Source organism: Blautia faecis (genome assembly GCF_027662325.1).
GTDB lineage: Bacteria > Bacillota > Clostridia > Lachnospirales > Lachnospiraceae > Blautia_A > Blautia_A faecis.
Map to the genome: position 1 here is coordinate 51436 of NZ_JAQDKY010000010.1, position 15626 is coordinate 67061.

Sequence of the window (15626 nt, forward strand, 5' to 3'; positions counted from 1 at the left end):
ATTCATTTCTGTAAAAGGTACTGTATTTCCTGAAATGGGAGATATGGTACCTTTTTTAGGCTACAACAGTCGAATTCGGCAAAATATATTGCAAAGTGGGGCGTGCAGATTGCGGGAATGATTTTTCAGACAGGCTCTGGCGCCTGCGGAATGATTACAGATTATCATAAAAATGTTTGTATTATTTATTCTTCTTTTTATACTTTATTAACATTTTATGTGCAGAATTGTCAAAATCCGTAGACAGAATTGTGCAAAATATGGTAAAATATTGACGTATTAGGGGAAAAGGGAAGGCAGTGATTTTGTGTGATAGATATCTCTAATCTTGACAGCCATATATTTGATGCTCTGTCTCAGACTTCAGATAATATGTACATTTATATAGCAGACCTGGAACGCGATTTTTCCAGATGGTCTAAGCCAAGTGTGGATTACTTCAATCTGCCAGGAGAATTTATAGAGAATACGGCGAAGGAATGGGTACAGCATATTCATCCTGCAGACCAGCATATTTTTCTGGAGGATATCGGCCGTATTTTTGAGGGGAAAAGCAACCGGCATAATTGTGAATACCGGGCTTTAAATAAATATGGGAAATATGTATGGGTAAGGTGCCAGGGAATTGTGGAGCGGAATGCGGATGGAAGCCTTGGCCTTTTTGTTGGCACGATGATGAATCTTGGTGTGAATGCCAAGTTTGACCAGCCCACTGGTTTATATACGTTTCATGAGCTGAAGAAGCAGCTTCCGGCATTTATCAGTCATGGAATGGAAGGTGCTGTTCTTCTTTTTGATGTGGACAGACTTCAGAGAATCAATGATATTCTTGGGTATCTGGTAGGAGATGAGGTTCTGCAGCGTCTGGGACAGAAATGTCAGAGCCTGGAGGGCGTTATTTCTTATCGAGGACCAGGAGGTAAATTCTATTGTATTACCACTGAGAAATCCGAGAATGCACTTGACCGGATCTACAAGGAAATGCAGAAGTTTTCAGTGGAAGTCCCCAGGGAGATGAATCTGGAGATCCAGTTGACAATTTCCTGCGGAGTGGCCTTTTTTCCACAGGATGCAGAGGATTTCGAGACTTTGCATGCAAATGTGGAATACGCCCTTGAGCAGGCAAAGAAAGTGGGACGTGGCAGCATTGCGCAGTTTTCCGGACAAATGCACAGAAAAACGGTGGAGAAATTCCGACTGCAGGAAGTGCTCCGTGAGTCTGTTGCCAATAATTGCAGAGGGTTTGCGCTGGTATATCAGCCTCTGGTGAACGGAGAGACTCAGGATGTTTATGGTGCTGAGACTCTGATGCGTTTTTATCTGCCGGATGGAACCCTGGTTTCCCCAATGGAATTTATTCCGATCCTGGAGGAAGACGGAACCATCCGACAGGTGGGAGAGTGGCTTTTGAATAAGGCACTTGCCCAGGCGGCACTGTGGCGCATGGAGAATCCTGATTTTGTAATTTCCGTGAATGTTTCTTATATCCAGATACTTCAGGAAGGCTTCAGAGAAATGGTGACACGGATCGTGGAAAAATCCGGCACACCGGAGAAGCAGCTGATCCTGGAGCTTACAGAGAGCTGTAAGGTATCGGATCCCAACGGCCTTCGGGATGATTTTGAATATTTTAAAAATATGGGGATCAATATGGCACTGGATGATTTCGGCACGGAGTACTCTTCCATTGCATTGCTTCGCAAGCTGAAACCACAGTGGATCAAGATCGATCATACTTTTGTCCGTTCCATTCAGGATGATGAGATGGATCAGGCGATTCTGGAATATATTATGAATCTGAGTAAGCAGACCAGAATAAAGGTTTGTGTGGAAGGGGTGGAGAATAAGGAAATCCTTTCCGTTGTCCAGACTTATAAGCCGGAATTGCTTCAGGGATACTATTATTCCCGACCCTGTCCGGCGGAGGAATTTTCAAAGAAATATTTCAATGGAAAAGATAAGACAGGCAGCTACGGTTGTCTGAAAAAATAATTCTGATAAGCGCTTTTTTATACGCTCTAAGGGAAATACTAGTACATCGTTTTCGAAATAACTATACCACTCACTTGTCTGTGAATCCGATTGCACAGGTATAAAAGCCTCGGCGTAGCCCGCTACGCCTACGTTTTTATACCTGCACACTCGAATCCACATCCTACGTGATTGGTATAGTTATTTACGAAGCGATGTACTAGTCTTTCGTCTATTGCAAGTGACCCCGATACAGATCGGTATAGCTTTAAACTGGAATTTGATCATTACATTGAAGGGCAGACCTGCTATGGTTTAGATAAGCTGATCCTGAATAATAATTATGCAGACGCTACCAATATGAAAGAAGCTGTAGAGGACAGTTTTATGCTGCGCAATTATGGCACAGAAGATGGAAATGAAGCATTACAAAAAACAGAGTCAGGTGGTGTATAATAAGAAAAACGGAGTTGAAAAGCCATGGTTAATCCGTTATAATTTTCATATATAAATACATGAAAAAAGTGTTTTTTCAGAAAATTGTATGTTGCTGGTCATGGGGTGGACAGCAACGACTATATGAAGGGGGATTTTTCTATGACGAAAATGAAGAAGATTTGCATACCTGTTCTTGCAGCTGCAGCCCTTGCGTTTTCAGTTCCCGGAACTACGCAGGAGGCAGAGGCTTCCTGTAATACTTATCGTGTGAATGTTGTTACTGGATATCTGGCTCTTCGGACAGATACATCCTATAATAGTGGTAATGAGATCGGAGAACTTTACAGTGGTGATCTGGTGGAGGTAATGGATTACACTGGCGCCACTGGTTACTGGTATGTATACTCTCCTAAGTATGACGATTTCGGATATGTGAATAATGATTATCTGGATTCTGTGACATCTTCCGTATCTTCCTATGATACAATGTGGACCGTAAGCGTTTCCACCGGATATCTGGCTCTTCGTAATGCACCGGAATATGATGCATCTAATGAAATCGGTGAGCTCTATCCAGGAGATACCGTCTGGGTTTCCGACAGCAGCAATTCTCAGTACTGGTATGTGTATTCCCCGAAACTGGACGGCTATGGATATGTGAATCAGGAGTACCTGTACAGAGAAGAGGGACTGGGTACAGATTCCAGCTATTTTGGCGAAGTAAGAACGGTCAGTGTAGCCAAGGGCTATCTGGCACTTCGCAATATGAAGGCATATGATGCTTCCAATGAAATCGGGGAATTATATTCCGGCGATACCGTACAGCTTCTGGACACAAGTGATTCCCAGTACTGGTATGTGTATTCCCCGAAATATGATACCAATGGATTTGTAAACAAAGATTATCTGGTGGGTGGAAATGCATATGCTACCTTGTATGTAAAAGTGCCTACCGGATATCTGGCTCTTCGATCCGCTATGGGATATGATGCGGCAAATGAGATTGGTGAACTGAATACCGGTGATACTGTGGTAGTAATTGATTCCAGTTCAGATAAATACTGGTATGTATATTCTCCACGCCTTATGAAATACGGATATGCAGATTGTAATTATATATTCTGCAATTGATGAGCAGGAAAGAAAAACAGCCTCTGACTTTTTTACTGGGAAAGTCAGAGGCTGTTTTTGAAATAACTATAATTTTTATAACTGCACACTTGAATTCATATCCTACGCGATTGGTATAGTTGTTACTGTTTACTCCGTGACCAGTAACGTATAGTTATCTTTATAGAAATTTCATACTTTCTCTGATTGAACAAAAAAACCTGCAATGCTATACTAAAATTAAAATATATTTGAAAAACAGGAGTGTGATAAATTGCAGGGTACCACAGAAAACTATATTCACCTTGAAAAGGTTTCTAAGATTTATGGAACGAAAGAAGTAAAAATAATCGCAGTAGATGAGATCAGCTTTAACATAGCTAAAGGCGAGTTTGCCGTGATCGTAGGGCCCAGTGGTGCTGGCAAGACTACGGTTCTGAATATTCTGGGCGGAATGGATACTGCCACCAGCGGTCAGATCTGGGTAGATGGAAGGAATATAGCGAAATACAATAACCGCCAGCTCACCAGCTACCGCAGGGACGATATTGGATTTGTTTTTCAGTTTTATAATCTGGTTCCCAATCTGACAGCCTTGGAAAACGTAGAACTGGCAGGACAGATCTGTAAGAACCCCATGGATCCGAAAACTGTTTTGGAAGAGGTGGGGCTGAAAGACAGACTTGGAAATTTTCCTGCCCAGTTATCAGGCGGTGAACAGCAGAGAGTTTCCATTGCAAGAGCTCTTGCCAAGAATCCGAAGATGCTCCTTTGCGATGAGCCAACAGGCGCTCTGGATTACCAGACTGGTAAGGCGATTCTCAAGCTTTTACAGGATATGTGCCGCCAGAAGGGGATGACAGTAGTGGTTATCACTCATAACTCTGCATTGACGCCTATGGCAGATCGCGTGATTAAAATAAAAAACGGCAAGGTGGCACAGATGACTTTGAATGCCCACCCAACCCCGGTAGAAGAAATTGAGTGGTAGGTGAGAGATGAAAGCATTAAGAAAAGAATTCTGGATGGAGATCCGAAAAAGCAAATCCAGGTTTATCTCCATTCTTCTGATCGTGGCTCTTGGAGTGGCCTTCTTTTCCGGTATTCAGGCTTCCTCGCCGGATATGCGCTATTCCGGAGATGCCTATTATGACGAAAGCAGCCTGATGGATATCAAGGTTGTGGGCACAATGGGCCTGACATCTGATGATGTTTCTTCCATAGAAAGTATAGATGGCATCGAGTCCGCAGAAGGTGCCTGGTCTACCGATGTGATGTGTGGGGAAGACCAGAAGCAGAAGGTTCTTCACATTGAATCCATAAATGACACAGTGAATAAACTGGATGTGCAGGAGGGACGCCTTCCGGAAAAAAGTGGAGAGATTTTTCTGGATAGCACATTTGCTTCTTCCAATGAATATAAGGTAGGAGATAAGGTTGCTTTACGTGAAGATGGAGATTCCACCCTTCTTGTGATCACAGAATATACGGTAGTGGGAACTGGAAGAAGTCCTCTTTATATTTCCTTTAATAGAGGAAATACTACCCTTGGAACTGGTGAAGTCAATGGATTTGGATATGTGCTTCCAGAAGATTTTGACCAGAAAATTTATACGCAGATTTATGTGACCGTTCATGGGGCAAAGGGTCTTACAAGTTATACAGACGGTTATGAGAATCTGATCGCCAAGATCAAAGACCGTGTTGAAAACATAGCAGATGATCGCTGTCAGATCCGCCTTGCAGCTGTGAAGGCGGATGCACAGGAGGAAATCAATGATGCCCAGAAGAAGCTGGACGATGGGAAAAAAGAGGCAGATGAAAAGCTTGCTGACGCAAAAGAAGAGCTGGATAAAGGTGAAAAGGATTTAGAAGACGGCAGGAAAGAGTATGAAGATGGAAAATCCCAGTTAGAAGACGCAAAAACAGAGCTTGCCGATGGAAAAAAACAGCTGGAAGATGCGAAGACAGAGCTTGCTGATGGGAAAAAACAGTTAGAAGATGCGAAAGCGCAGCTTGCTGATGGAAAAAGTCAGCTGGAATCTGCCAAGAATCAGCTTTCCTCCAGCAAAAGCCAGCTCGACACGGCCAGAAGCCAGCTGGATGATGGATGGAGTCAGGTAAGTGCTGCAAAAGCCCAGCTTGCTGACGGACAGGCTCAGCTTGATTCTGCGCAGAAGCAGGTAACCAGTGGTCTGGCAGAATTAGAGGAAAATCAGAAGACTTTAGATGAAAATAAAGCGAAACTTGCAGATGGAAAAGCCCAGCTTGAGGCAGGCGAACAGCAGTTAGAAGCCGCAAAGCAGACTTTGACAACAAAGCAAAGTGAACTGGATCAGTCAAAAGCGGAGATCACTGCCGGACAGCAGCAGATCGAAAGTACCAGAACCCAGTTAAATGCCCAGAAGCAGCAGATTACAGATGGACTTTCCCAGGTATCAGCAGGAGAAGCACAGCTTCAGGATGGAATAAGTGCTTTGGAAAGTGCAAAAGCTCAGCTGACGGAGCTGCAGAGTCAGCTTGAGATAGTACGCGCAAGTTACAACGCAGCACTGGAAAATCCGGATGCTTCCCAGGAGGAAATAGATATTCTGGCAGCTCAGGTGTCTGCACTGGAAGAACAGGAGGCGGCGGTAAGCCAGCAGATTCAGGCAAGTGAAGCGCAGATTGAGAGTCAGCGGCAGCAGCTTGCAGCGACCAGAAGTGAGTTGGAAAGCGGGCTTGCAGCAGTCGAGGATGGACTTTCCCAGCTTTCTCAGAAAGAAAGCGAGCTGAATGCTGGATGGGAACAGATAACAGCAGGTCAGGCAGAGATTGACGCCGGATGGATTCAGATTCAGGAACAGGAGAATACTCTTGCTGCTTCGAAAGCTGAGATAGAGGCAGGGGAACAGGAACTGGAAAAAGGTCAGAAGCAGTTAAAGGCAGCAAAGAAAAAACTGAATAAAGCCCAGAAAGAAATTGATTCCAATGCAGAGACCCTGGCAGCAGGACAGGCGGAACTGGATGCCAATGTGGCAAAGCTGAATGACAACGAAGCGCAGTATGCTTCCGGTCTGGAACAGTATAATTCCGGTGCCCGGCAAATTGCGGAAAATGAGGCAAAGCTTACTTCCGGTGAGCAGGAGATTGCAGAAAATGAGGCAAAACTTGCCGATGGTGAGAAAGAAATCGCAGACAATGAGAAGAAGCTTGCAGACGGTGAAAAAGAGATTACAGACAATGAGAAAAAGCTTCAGGATGCGGCTAAAGACTTGAAAAAAGGTGAGAAAGACCTTGCAGATGGAAAGAAAGAGTACGAAGACGCAAAAAAAGATGCTGAGGATGAGATTGCCGAGAATCAGCAAAAGCTGGATGATGCGAAAAAGGAGCTGGAAGATCTGGAAATGCCGGAGTGGATGGTCACAGATAGGGAGGCTCTTCCGGAATATACGGATTACGGTGATAATGCAGACCGTCTTCGAAACATCGGTCAGGTTTTCCCGGTCATCTTTTTCCTGGTAGCGGCATTGATCAGTCTTACCACTATGACTCGTATGGTGGAGGAGCAGCGAACCCAGATCGGTACCTTGAAGGCATTGGGATATAAGAAGTCTGCTATTGCAGCAAAATACATCTGTTATGCATTTTTTGCAACTCTTCTTGGCAGTGTGCTGGGAATGCTGATCGGAGAGAAAATTATTCCATACATTATTATAACTGCTTATGGAATTATGTATCACAATGTGGCAAATACCATTTCCATTGATTATCAGCCTGGCTTCGCACTGATCGCTTCCGCAGCCTCTGTTGTATGTACAGTTGGAGCGACTCTTTTTGCAAGTGGAAAGGAGCTGCAGGAGACACCGGCCTCTCTTATGCGCCCACCGGCTCCGAAAGAGGGCAAGCGGGTATTGCTGGAGCGGCTCACATTTATATGGAAGCATTTAAGCTTTTCCTGGAAGTCCACAATTCGAAATCTTTTCCGTTACAAGAAGCGCCTGATCATGACGGTCTTTGGAATTGCAGGAAGCATGGGACTGATGCTGGTTGGCTTTGGGATTCAGGATTCCATCAGTGATATTGCCGCTATTCAGTACCGGGAGCTTCAGCATTATGACGGAATGGTGATTGAGGACAGCGATGCTACAGAGGAAGAACATGCAGAGCTGTTTGAATATATGAAGGAAAATGAGCAAATCGCCCATTGCAATCGGGTACAGATGACGAAGATCAGTGCTCCGAAAGGCAGCTCCAGCGTCAGTATTTATCTGTTTGTGCCAGAGAGCCTGAGTGAGTTTGCAAAGGATGTAACCTTAAAGAACCGTATTACCGGGGAAACATATGAGCTTACCGACGAAGGTGCTGCTATTTCCGAGAAAACAGCATCCCTGCTGGGATTAAAGGTGGGAGATATGATTCCCCTAAAAAAGGGAGATAAGGAATATAAGGTGAGGGTGGCTGTGATCACAGAGAATTATATGAGCCATTACCTTTATATGACGCCCAGGGTTTATGAGCAGACGTTCGGGGAAAAGCCGGAGTATGAGAACATTGTGTTTACTATGCAGGAAGACTGCAAGGATGATCTGGAAATGGCAGGAAGCCGGATCCTTGCTAATCCTGGTGCTCTCAGCATCAGTTATACCAGTAGTCTGGCATCACAGGTTGACCGTATGCTGAGCACTCTGGATGCGGTGATCCTGGTGCTGATCGTTTCCGCAGGAATGCTGGCTTTTGTGGTATTGTATAATCTGAATAATATCAATATAACAGAAAGACAGAGGGAACTGGCAACTTTGAAGGTGCTTGGCTTCTATGACGGAGAGGTCTCTCAGTATGTGCTTCGGGAAAACGTGATCCTGACAGTGCTTGGAATTATGTTTGGAGCAGTGTTTGGAATTCTCATTCACAGGTATGTGATTACTACGGTTGAGGTGGATGCAGTTATGTTTGGACGTAATATTAAGCCGTTGAGCTTTTTATACAGTGGAATTCTGACAAGCATATTTTCCATTGTGGTGAATGGGGTGATGCATTTTAAGCTGAAAACCATTGATATGGTGGAATCCTTAAAGAGTGTGGAATAAAAAATATTGAGAAAACACTGTCTGAGCGGTGTAATTGTGAAATTTTGAAATTAGCTTGACAAGCCGGAAGAATGCAATTATAGTTATATCCATAAAAGTGGCGGCTTTTTCCGGCTATTTACAAGGAGATCAGACCGCTGCAGCGAAAAGCGTTGAAGAAGAGGAGTAAGTAAATGCCCTCCCAGAGAGAAATGTCCAGGGATAACTGTGGTGGAAGACATTTCGAGATCCGCATTCACTGAAGGTAGCTTCTGAGCCGGGAAACTGAACAGGCAGTGATATCTGCAGTAAGTTTTCACGCAATTCCAGCGTTACAGGAAAGAGATATGTGTACAACAGAGCGAAGACTGTAAATGAATTCAGGGAAACAGTACTTTGCATTTTGCACATAATGAAGGTGGTACCGCGTTAATTTCGCCCTTCACACAATTGTGTGAGGGGCTCTTTTTTTAGGAGGAAAATTATGAGCAAAGAACTTGCAAAGACCTACGATCCAAAAGGAATCGAGGAACGTCTTTACCAGAAATGGATGGACAACGGATATTTTCATGCAAAAGTAAACCCGGATAAGAAACCATTTACCATTGTTATGCCGCCGCCAAACGTAACCGGACAGCTGCATATGGGACATGCACTTGATGAAACTATGCAGGACATTCTCATCCGTTTCAAGAGAATGCAGGGCTACGAAGCACTGTGGCAGCCGGGAACTGACCATGCAGCTATTGCTACAGAGGTTAAGGTTACTGAGAAACTGAAAAAAGAAGGCATCGACAAGGCAGAAATCGGCCGTGAGAAATTCCTGGAATATGCCTGGGAGTGGAAAGAAGAGTACGGCGGAAAAATTATCAACCAGCTGAAGAAGCTTGGTGCTTCTGCAGACTGGGAGCGAGAGCGCTTCACCATGGATGAGGGTTGCTCCAAGGCTGTACAGGAAGTCTTCATCAAGTTATATGAAAAAGGCTACATCTACAAAGGTTCCCGTATTATCAACTGGTGTCCGGTATGCCAGACTTCCATTTCCGATGCAGAGGTTGAGCATGAGGATCAGGACGGATTTTTCTGGCACATCAATTACCCGGTTGTTGGAGAAGAAGGAAAATTCGTGGAAATCGCAACAACACGTCCGGAAACACTTCTTGGAGATACTGCAGTTGCAGTAAACCCGGATGATGACCGTTACAAAGACATTGTTGGCAAAATGCTGAAGCTTCCTCTCACAGACAGAGAGATCCCGGTTATTGCCGATGAGTATGTTGATAAAGAATTTGGTACCGGATGCGTAAAGATCACACCGGCACATGACCCTAACGATTTCGAGGTTGGAAAGAGACACAACCTTCCGGAAATTAACATCATGAATGATGATGCTACCATCAATGAGCTGGGTGGTAAATACGCCGGCATGGATCGTTACGAAGCAAGAAAAGCCATGGTAGAGGATCTGGACAAGCTTGGTCTTCTGGTAAAGGTTGTTCCGCACAATCACAGCGTTGGAACTCATGACCGCTGCCATGCAACCGTAGAGCCGATGATCAAGCCTCAGTGGTTTGTAAAGATGGACGAAATGGCCAAAGCTGCTATCAAGACTCTTGAGGATGGAGATCTGAAATTCGTTCCGGAGCGTTTTGACAAGACTTACCTTCACTGGCTGGAGAACATCCGTGACTGGTGTATTTCCCGTCAGCTGTGGTGGGGACACAGAATCCCGGCTTACTACTGCGATGAGTGCGGTGAGACTGTAGTTGCAAGAGAAATGCCGGAAAAATGTCCGAAATGCGGATGTACGCATCTTCATCAGGACGAGGATACGCTGGATACCTGGTTCAGCTCTGCTCTGTGGCCATTCTCCACACTTGGCTGGCCGGATAAGACACCGGAACTGGAGTACTTCTATCCAACAGATGTGCTGGTAACCGGATATGACATTATTTTCTTCTGGGTTATCCGTATGGTATTCTCTGCTCTTGAGCAGACTGGCAAGACACCGTTCCATCATGTACTGATCCATGGTCTGGTAAGAGATTCCCAGGGCCGCAAGATGAGTAAATCCCTTGGAAATGGTATTGACCCGCTGGAAGTAATCGACAAGTACGGCGCAGATGCTCTTCGTCTTACTCTGATGACTGGTAATGCACCTGGAAACGATATGCGTTTCTACTGGGAGCGTGTAGAATCCAGCCGTAACTTTGCAAATAAGATCTGGAATGCTTCTCGTTTCGTTCTTATGAATCTGGAAGGAAAGGATGTAACGGAGACGGAGATTGGTTCTCTTTGCGCTGAGGACAAATGGATCCTTTCCAGACTGAACAATGTGATCAAAGAAGTAACCGACAATATGGAAAAATATGAGCTGGGTATTGCGGTTCAGAAGATCTATGATTTCCTGTGGGATGAGCTTTGCGACTGGTACATTGAGATCGCCAAGGTTCGTCTGTGGAAGGCAGAAGAGGATCCAAAGGCGGCAAACGAGGCTCTCTGGACACTTCGCACAGCGCTGACCCAGGGACTGAAGCTGCTTCATCCGTTTATGCCATTTATCACAGAGGAAATTTATTGCACACTGCTTCCGGAGGAAGAGTCCATAATGATCTCTGACTGGCCGGTATATAAGGACGAGTGGAATTCTCCTGAGGCTGAGCTTGCAATCGGAAGTTTCCAGGAAGTTGTCCGTGGCATCCGTAACACAAGAACCAGCATGAATGTTCCGCAGAACAGAAAAACACATCTGATCATTGTTGGAAAAGATGCTGCTATCTGTCAGATGTATGAGAACAGCAAGAAATCCTTTGCAAATCTTGCTTTTGCAAAAGAAATCCATGTTCAGCAGGATAAGACTGGTATCGGTGAGGATGCAGTTTCTGTTGTTGTTTCCAATGCAGTTGTTTATATGCCTCTGGAAGACCTTGTTGACAAGGAAAAAGAACTTGAGAGACTGACAAAGGAGCAGGAGAGACTGACTAAGGAAATCGCCCGCTGTGAGGGAATGCTGAATAATCCAAATTTCGTAAATAAGGCTCCTGCTGCCAAGGTTGATGCAGAGAAGGAGAAGCTTGCGAAGTACAAAGAGATGAAAGATAAGGTTGAAACACAGCTTGAGCAGCTTAAGAGATAAAAAGGAGATTTTGCATGAAGCTGAGCAAATTTTGCAATAAGATTTCCCTGATTCTCCAGGCACTCTGGTGCGCAGTGCTCTATTTCCTTATAGAGGCACTGTGCCGCCATTCTGTAGTGGAGGCCTGGGATTATATGACGGGAAAACCGTTGGTATTTGCTTATAATACGATGTTTATTTTTACTACAATGCTGATCGTTTATCTGTTTCACAGGCGGTGCTTTTGGAGAGTTGTGGTTTCCGTTTTCTGGCTGTTTCTGGGAATCGTAAACTGTATTCTTCTGATGAACCGTGTTACACCATTTACCGGACCGGATCTGCATATGCTGACGGATGGTATTGCAATCATGCAGAAATATCTGCCGTTTTATGGTGTGGTGATCGGATGTATTTTGATCGGAATTGTGGTGCTGGGGCTTTTGATCCTACTGGTCAAGGGACCGAAGTATGAGCAGAAGATTAAGTACCGGTATGTGATTCCGCTGGTAATTGCTGGTTTTGTGGCTTTTGGAGGCGTGACACAGCTGGCTCTTGAAAAAAGGGTTTTGTCTAATTATTTTGGCAATATTGCGTTTGCTTATGAGGATTATGGTTATCCTTATTGTCTGGCGACTACTATTTTTAATACAGGCATCAGTGAGCCGAGGGATTATTCTGAGGATGAGATTAACCGGATCGAGAAGACAGAGTCCAATCTTCCAAAGACCAAGGAGGATGGAAAGAGACCGAATATTCTGTTCCTTCAGCTTGAGTCTTTCTTTGACCCGACACTGGTAAATTACCTGGATATTTCTGAAGATCCAATCCCGAACTTCAGGAAGCTGATGAAAGAGTATTCTTCCGGATATTACAAGGTTCCTTCTGTTGGAGCTGGTACGGCAAATACGGAATTTGAGACCATTACAGGTATGAGTCTTCACTATTTTGGACCAGGTGAATATCCTTATAAGAGTATTCTTAAGGAGACTACCTGCGAAAGTGTGCCCTATGTTCTGAAAAATCTGGGGTATTCTACACATGCGGTACATAATAATGAAGCCAACTTCTATGGAAGAAGGTCTGTTTTCCCCAATCTGGGATTTGACACCTTTACTTCTGAAGAGTATATGGCAGATGAGAACCTGCAGAATCCTCTTGGATGGGTAAAAGACAGTGTGTTGACGGATGAGATCATTAAGTGTCTGGATTCTACTGACAGTCCGGATTATGTGTATACCATTTCCGTGCAGGGACATGGTGATTATCCAAGCGAGCCCATTCTGGACAATCCTTCTATTACAGTTTCCGGTTCTCCTACGGATGAGCTGAATTGTAAATGGGAGTACTATGTGAATCAGATTCATGAGATGGATCAGTTTGTGAAAGAGTTAACAGATGCTTTGGCAGACTATCCGGAGGATGTGATCCTGGTTATGTATGGGGATCATCTGCCGACTATGGGACTGACTGTGGAAGATCTGAAAAATAAGTATCTTTTCCAGACGGAGTATGTAATCTGGGATAATATGGGACTTACCAAGAAGGATGAGAATCTGGCTTCTTATCAGATCGCAGCAGAGGTTCTGGACAGAGTTGGTATTCATGAGGGTACGATCATGAAATATCATCAGGCAAGAAGAAATACCAAGAATTATCAGGTCGATCTGGAGACACTGCAGTATGATGTGCTGTACGGTCAGCGATATGCTTATGGAGGAGAAAATCCTTTTGAGAGAACAAAGATGCGGATGGGACTTTATGATGTGACCTTAGATTCCATTCGGTTAGTGTCGGATACAGATTGGACTTATTATATCCAAGGCACGAATTTCACCCCGTCCAGTCAGGTGAAGCTGAATGGAGAGTGGTATGATACGGCATATGTAAGTCCGAACATGCTGGTGATCTCGGGTACGGAGCTGTCGGATTTTGACAGACTGGCAGTTGTACAGAGAAGTAACAGTTCGACGAGGAAGGCTCTTAGTAAGAGCTTTGACAGAGCGGTTTATGCATTGTATGATAGTCAGTGGAAGGTGAATTCCCGATAGGAACGTTTCCCGGCTGGGCACCTGGTCTCATCAGGTCTGCTCTGAGCGCGGTGTGCGGCCCAAAAAAATTAAAAACATCAGAATTTTGCTGAAACCGAAGAAAGGAGAGGACAAATTTGCTCCGCTGGAGCTCAGACTGTGTCCTCTCCTTTTTTAACCCCAAATTCTGCCGTATGAGATTTTTTCGGAACCTCTCTGATTTCTTCTGTGCGAGGTTTGTCGGATAAAAAGTTACGATTAGGGGTGGACTTCTGGTGTGACTATTATATAATGGTAGAGTAATGTAACGATTCAGAAGGCAGTATTCTGCCAGGCTTACTATGAGCATGAGAAGTTACGGACGAAATACGATAGATAAATGGTGGTTTAGATTATGAATTACGAGGAAGCGGTTGCTTATATTGAGGAGACTCCGAAGTTTACCAAAAAGAACAGTCTGGAGCATACGAAGGAATGTTTGAGGAGACTGGGGAATCCACAGGAGAAGTTTAAGGTGATACATGTTGCGGGAACGAATGGAAAGGGGAGTACCTGTGCGTTTCTCACATCTATTCTCAGGGAGGCAGGGTATTCCTGCGGTCTGTTTACGTCTCCCCATCTGGTGAAGATCAACGAGCGGTTTCAGATCAATGAGGTGAATATTGATGATGACACCTTTTTGAAAGCTTTTGAGAGAGTGAAAGTGCTGGCGGACGAGCTTGTGGCTGAAGGTAGTTACCATCCTACTTATTTTGAGATGCTGTTTCTTATGGGAATGGTGATCTTTGCAGAGGCAGGGGTGGACTATGTGACTTTGGAAACCGGGCTTGGCGGAAGGCTGGATGCGACTACAGCGGTAGAGAATCCTGTGGCTTGCGTGATCACATCTATCAGTCTGGATCATATGCAGTTTTTGGGAAATACGGTAAGAGAGATTGCAGGGGAGAAGGCTGGAATCATTGTTCCGGGAGTTCCTGTAATCTATGATGGAAATGACAAGGATGCGGCAGAAGTGATCGCTGCGAAGGCAAAGGAGCTTGGAAGTCCGGCTTATAAAGTAATTCAGGCTGGAGCAAAGGTACTGGGAAATAATAAAGACGGCATTGATTTTTCCCTGGAGGACGATTATTATGGGGATACCAGGTTCCATATTCCTTTTATTGCATGGTATCAGGTGATGAACGCATCTCTGGCGCTTACAACTATGGAAGTGCTGAAAGACAGGATTCCGGTGACCATGGAACAGCTGCAGGCAGGAATTGCAAATACCAGATGGCAGGGCAGAATGGAGACCATTTTGCCGGGCGTGATCGTGGATGGTGCACATAATGAGGATGGCGTGCGCAGGTTTGTGGAGACTGCAGAGCGGTTTCAGAAGGAGTATCCGCTGACACTTTTATTTTCTGCTGTGAATGATAAGGATTACCAGGATATGATCCATACAATTTGCAGCAGGATAAAATTCCGTAAAGTTGTGACCACAGAGGTTGGGGGATACCGTGAGGTGCCGTCTGCGGAGCTGGCAGAGATCTTTTGCAAAGAAGGCTGTAAGGATGTTGGAAACTCTGATAATATTGAAGAAGCTTTTCATATGGCGCACGAGGCCAAAGGAGAGGACGGAATGCTGTTCTGCGTGGGTTCTCTTTACCTGGTGGGAGAGATTAAGACACTCTTGTTGAAAAAGTAAATTGTCTGCAGAAAAAAGAAAACATGGGATTTCTGGTTGATTTTTCAGGAGTCTGTGGAGGAATTTTATGATCGATTATGAAGAGGAACTGAAGAAATTTGAGCCCTGTCTGGATGTGACAGACGCGGAAGAGGCTATTTACGATAGAGAGCTGACGGATATTCTGGACATTCTTCAGGAAATGCTCAGGGAGTCCAAAAGCGGACGCAGGATGAAATAGAATAGGAGAT

The 15626-nt window shown here is 44.7% G+C and carries 10 protein-coding genes and 1 other annotated feature; all 10 genes read left to right on the forward strand.

Annotated features, from left to right (window positions below; translation table 11 throughout):
• Positions 1-102: 102 nt before the first annotated feature.
• Positions 103-243 (forward strand): hypothetical protein, encoded by a 141-nt coding sequence (locus tag PGQ38_RS20505; protein WP_416386742.1) that lies wholly within the window; start codon positions 103-105, stop codon positions 241-243.
• 66 nt (positions 244-309) lie between these two features.
• Positions 310-1992, forward strand: coding sequence for a bifunctional diguanylate cyclase/phosphodiesterase (locus tag PGQ38_RS07020; RefSeq protein ID WP_270414022.1), 1683 nt, complete (start codon positions 310-312; stop codon positions 1990-1992).
• A 213-nt stretch (positions 1993-2205) separates the two neighbouring features.
• Positions 2206-2427: a CotH kinase family protein gene (locus tag PGQ38_RS07025; RefSeq protein WP_330673727.1), complete on the forward strand. Its 222-nt coding sequence runs from the start codon at positions 2206-2208 to the stop codon at positions 2425-2427.
• 141 nt (positions 2428-2568) lie between these two features.
• Entirely contained in the window at positions 2569-3540 is a 972-nt protein-coding gene (locus PGQ38_RS07030; protein WP_204452886.1) for a hypothetical protein, read from the forward strand.
• A gap of 253 nt (positions 3541-3793) precedes the next feature.
• Positions 3794-4510 carry an ABC transporter ATP-binding protein gene (locus PGQ38_RS07035; protein WP_118583251.1) on the forward strand — a complete coding sequence of 239 codons (717 nt, stop codon included), beginning with the start codon at positions 3794-3796 and terminating at the stop codon, positions 4508-4510.
• Between the two features lie 7 nt (positions 4511-4517).
• Entirely contained in the window at positions 4518-8588 is a 4071-nt protein-coding gene (locus PGQ38_RS07040; RefSeq protein ID WP_204452885.1) for an FtsX-like permease family protein, read from the forward strand.
• A gap of 143 nt (positions 8589-8731) precedes the next feature.
• Positions 8732-9013, forward strand: a binding site (T-box leader).
• A gap of 38 nt (positions 9014-9051) precedes the next feature.
• Positions 9052-11703, forward strand: coding sequence for a valine--tRNA ligase (locus PGQ38_RS07045; RefSeq protein ID WP_204452883.1), 2652 nt, complete (start codon positions 9052-9054; stop codon positions 11701-11703).
• A gap of 14 nt (positions 11704-11717) precedes the next feature.
• A complete protein-coding gene (locus PGQ38_RS07050; RefSeq protein WP_173718784.1) occupies positions 11718-13730 on the forward strand; it encodes an LTA synthase family protein in 2013 nt (670 codons plus the stop codon).
• 373 nt (positions 13731-14103) lie between these two features.
• On the forward strand, positions 14104-15396 hold the full coding sequence (locus tag PGQ38_RS07055; protein WP_173735234.1) for a bifunctional folylpolyglutamate synthase/dihydrofolate synthase: 1293 nt from the start codon (positions 14104-14106) through the stop codon (positions 15394-15396).
• A 67-nt stretch (positions 15397-15463) separates the two neighbouring features.
• Entirely contained in the window at positions 15464-15616 is a 153-nt protein-coding gene (locus tag PGQ38_RS07060; RefSeq protein WP_021925740.1) for a hypothetical protein, read from the forward strand.
• Positions 15617-15626: the final 10 nt, after the last annotated feature.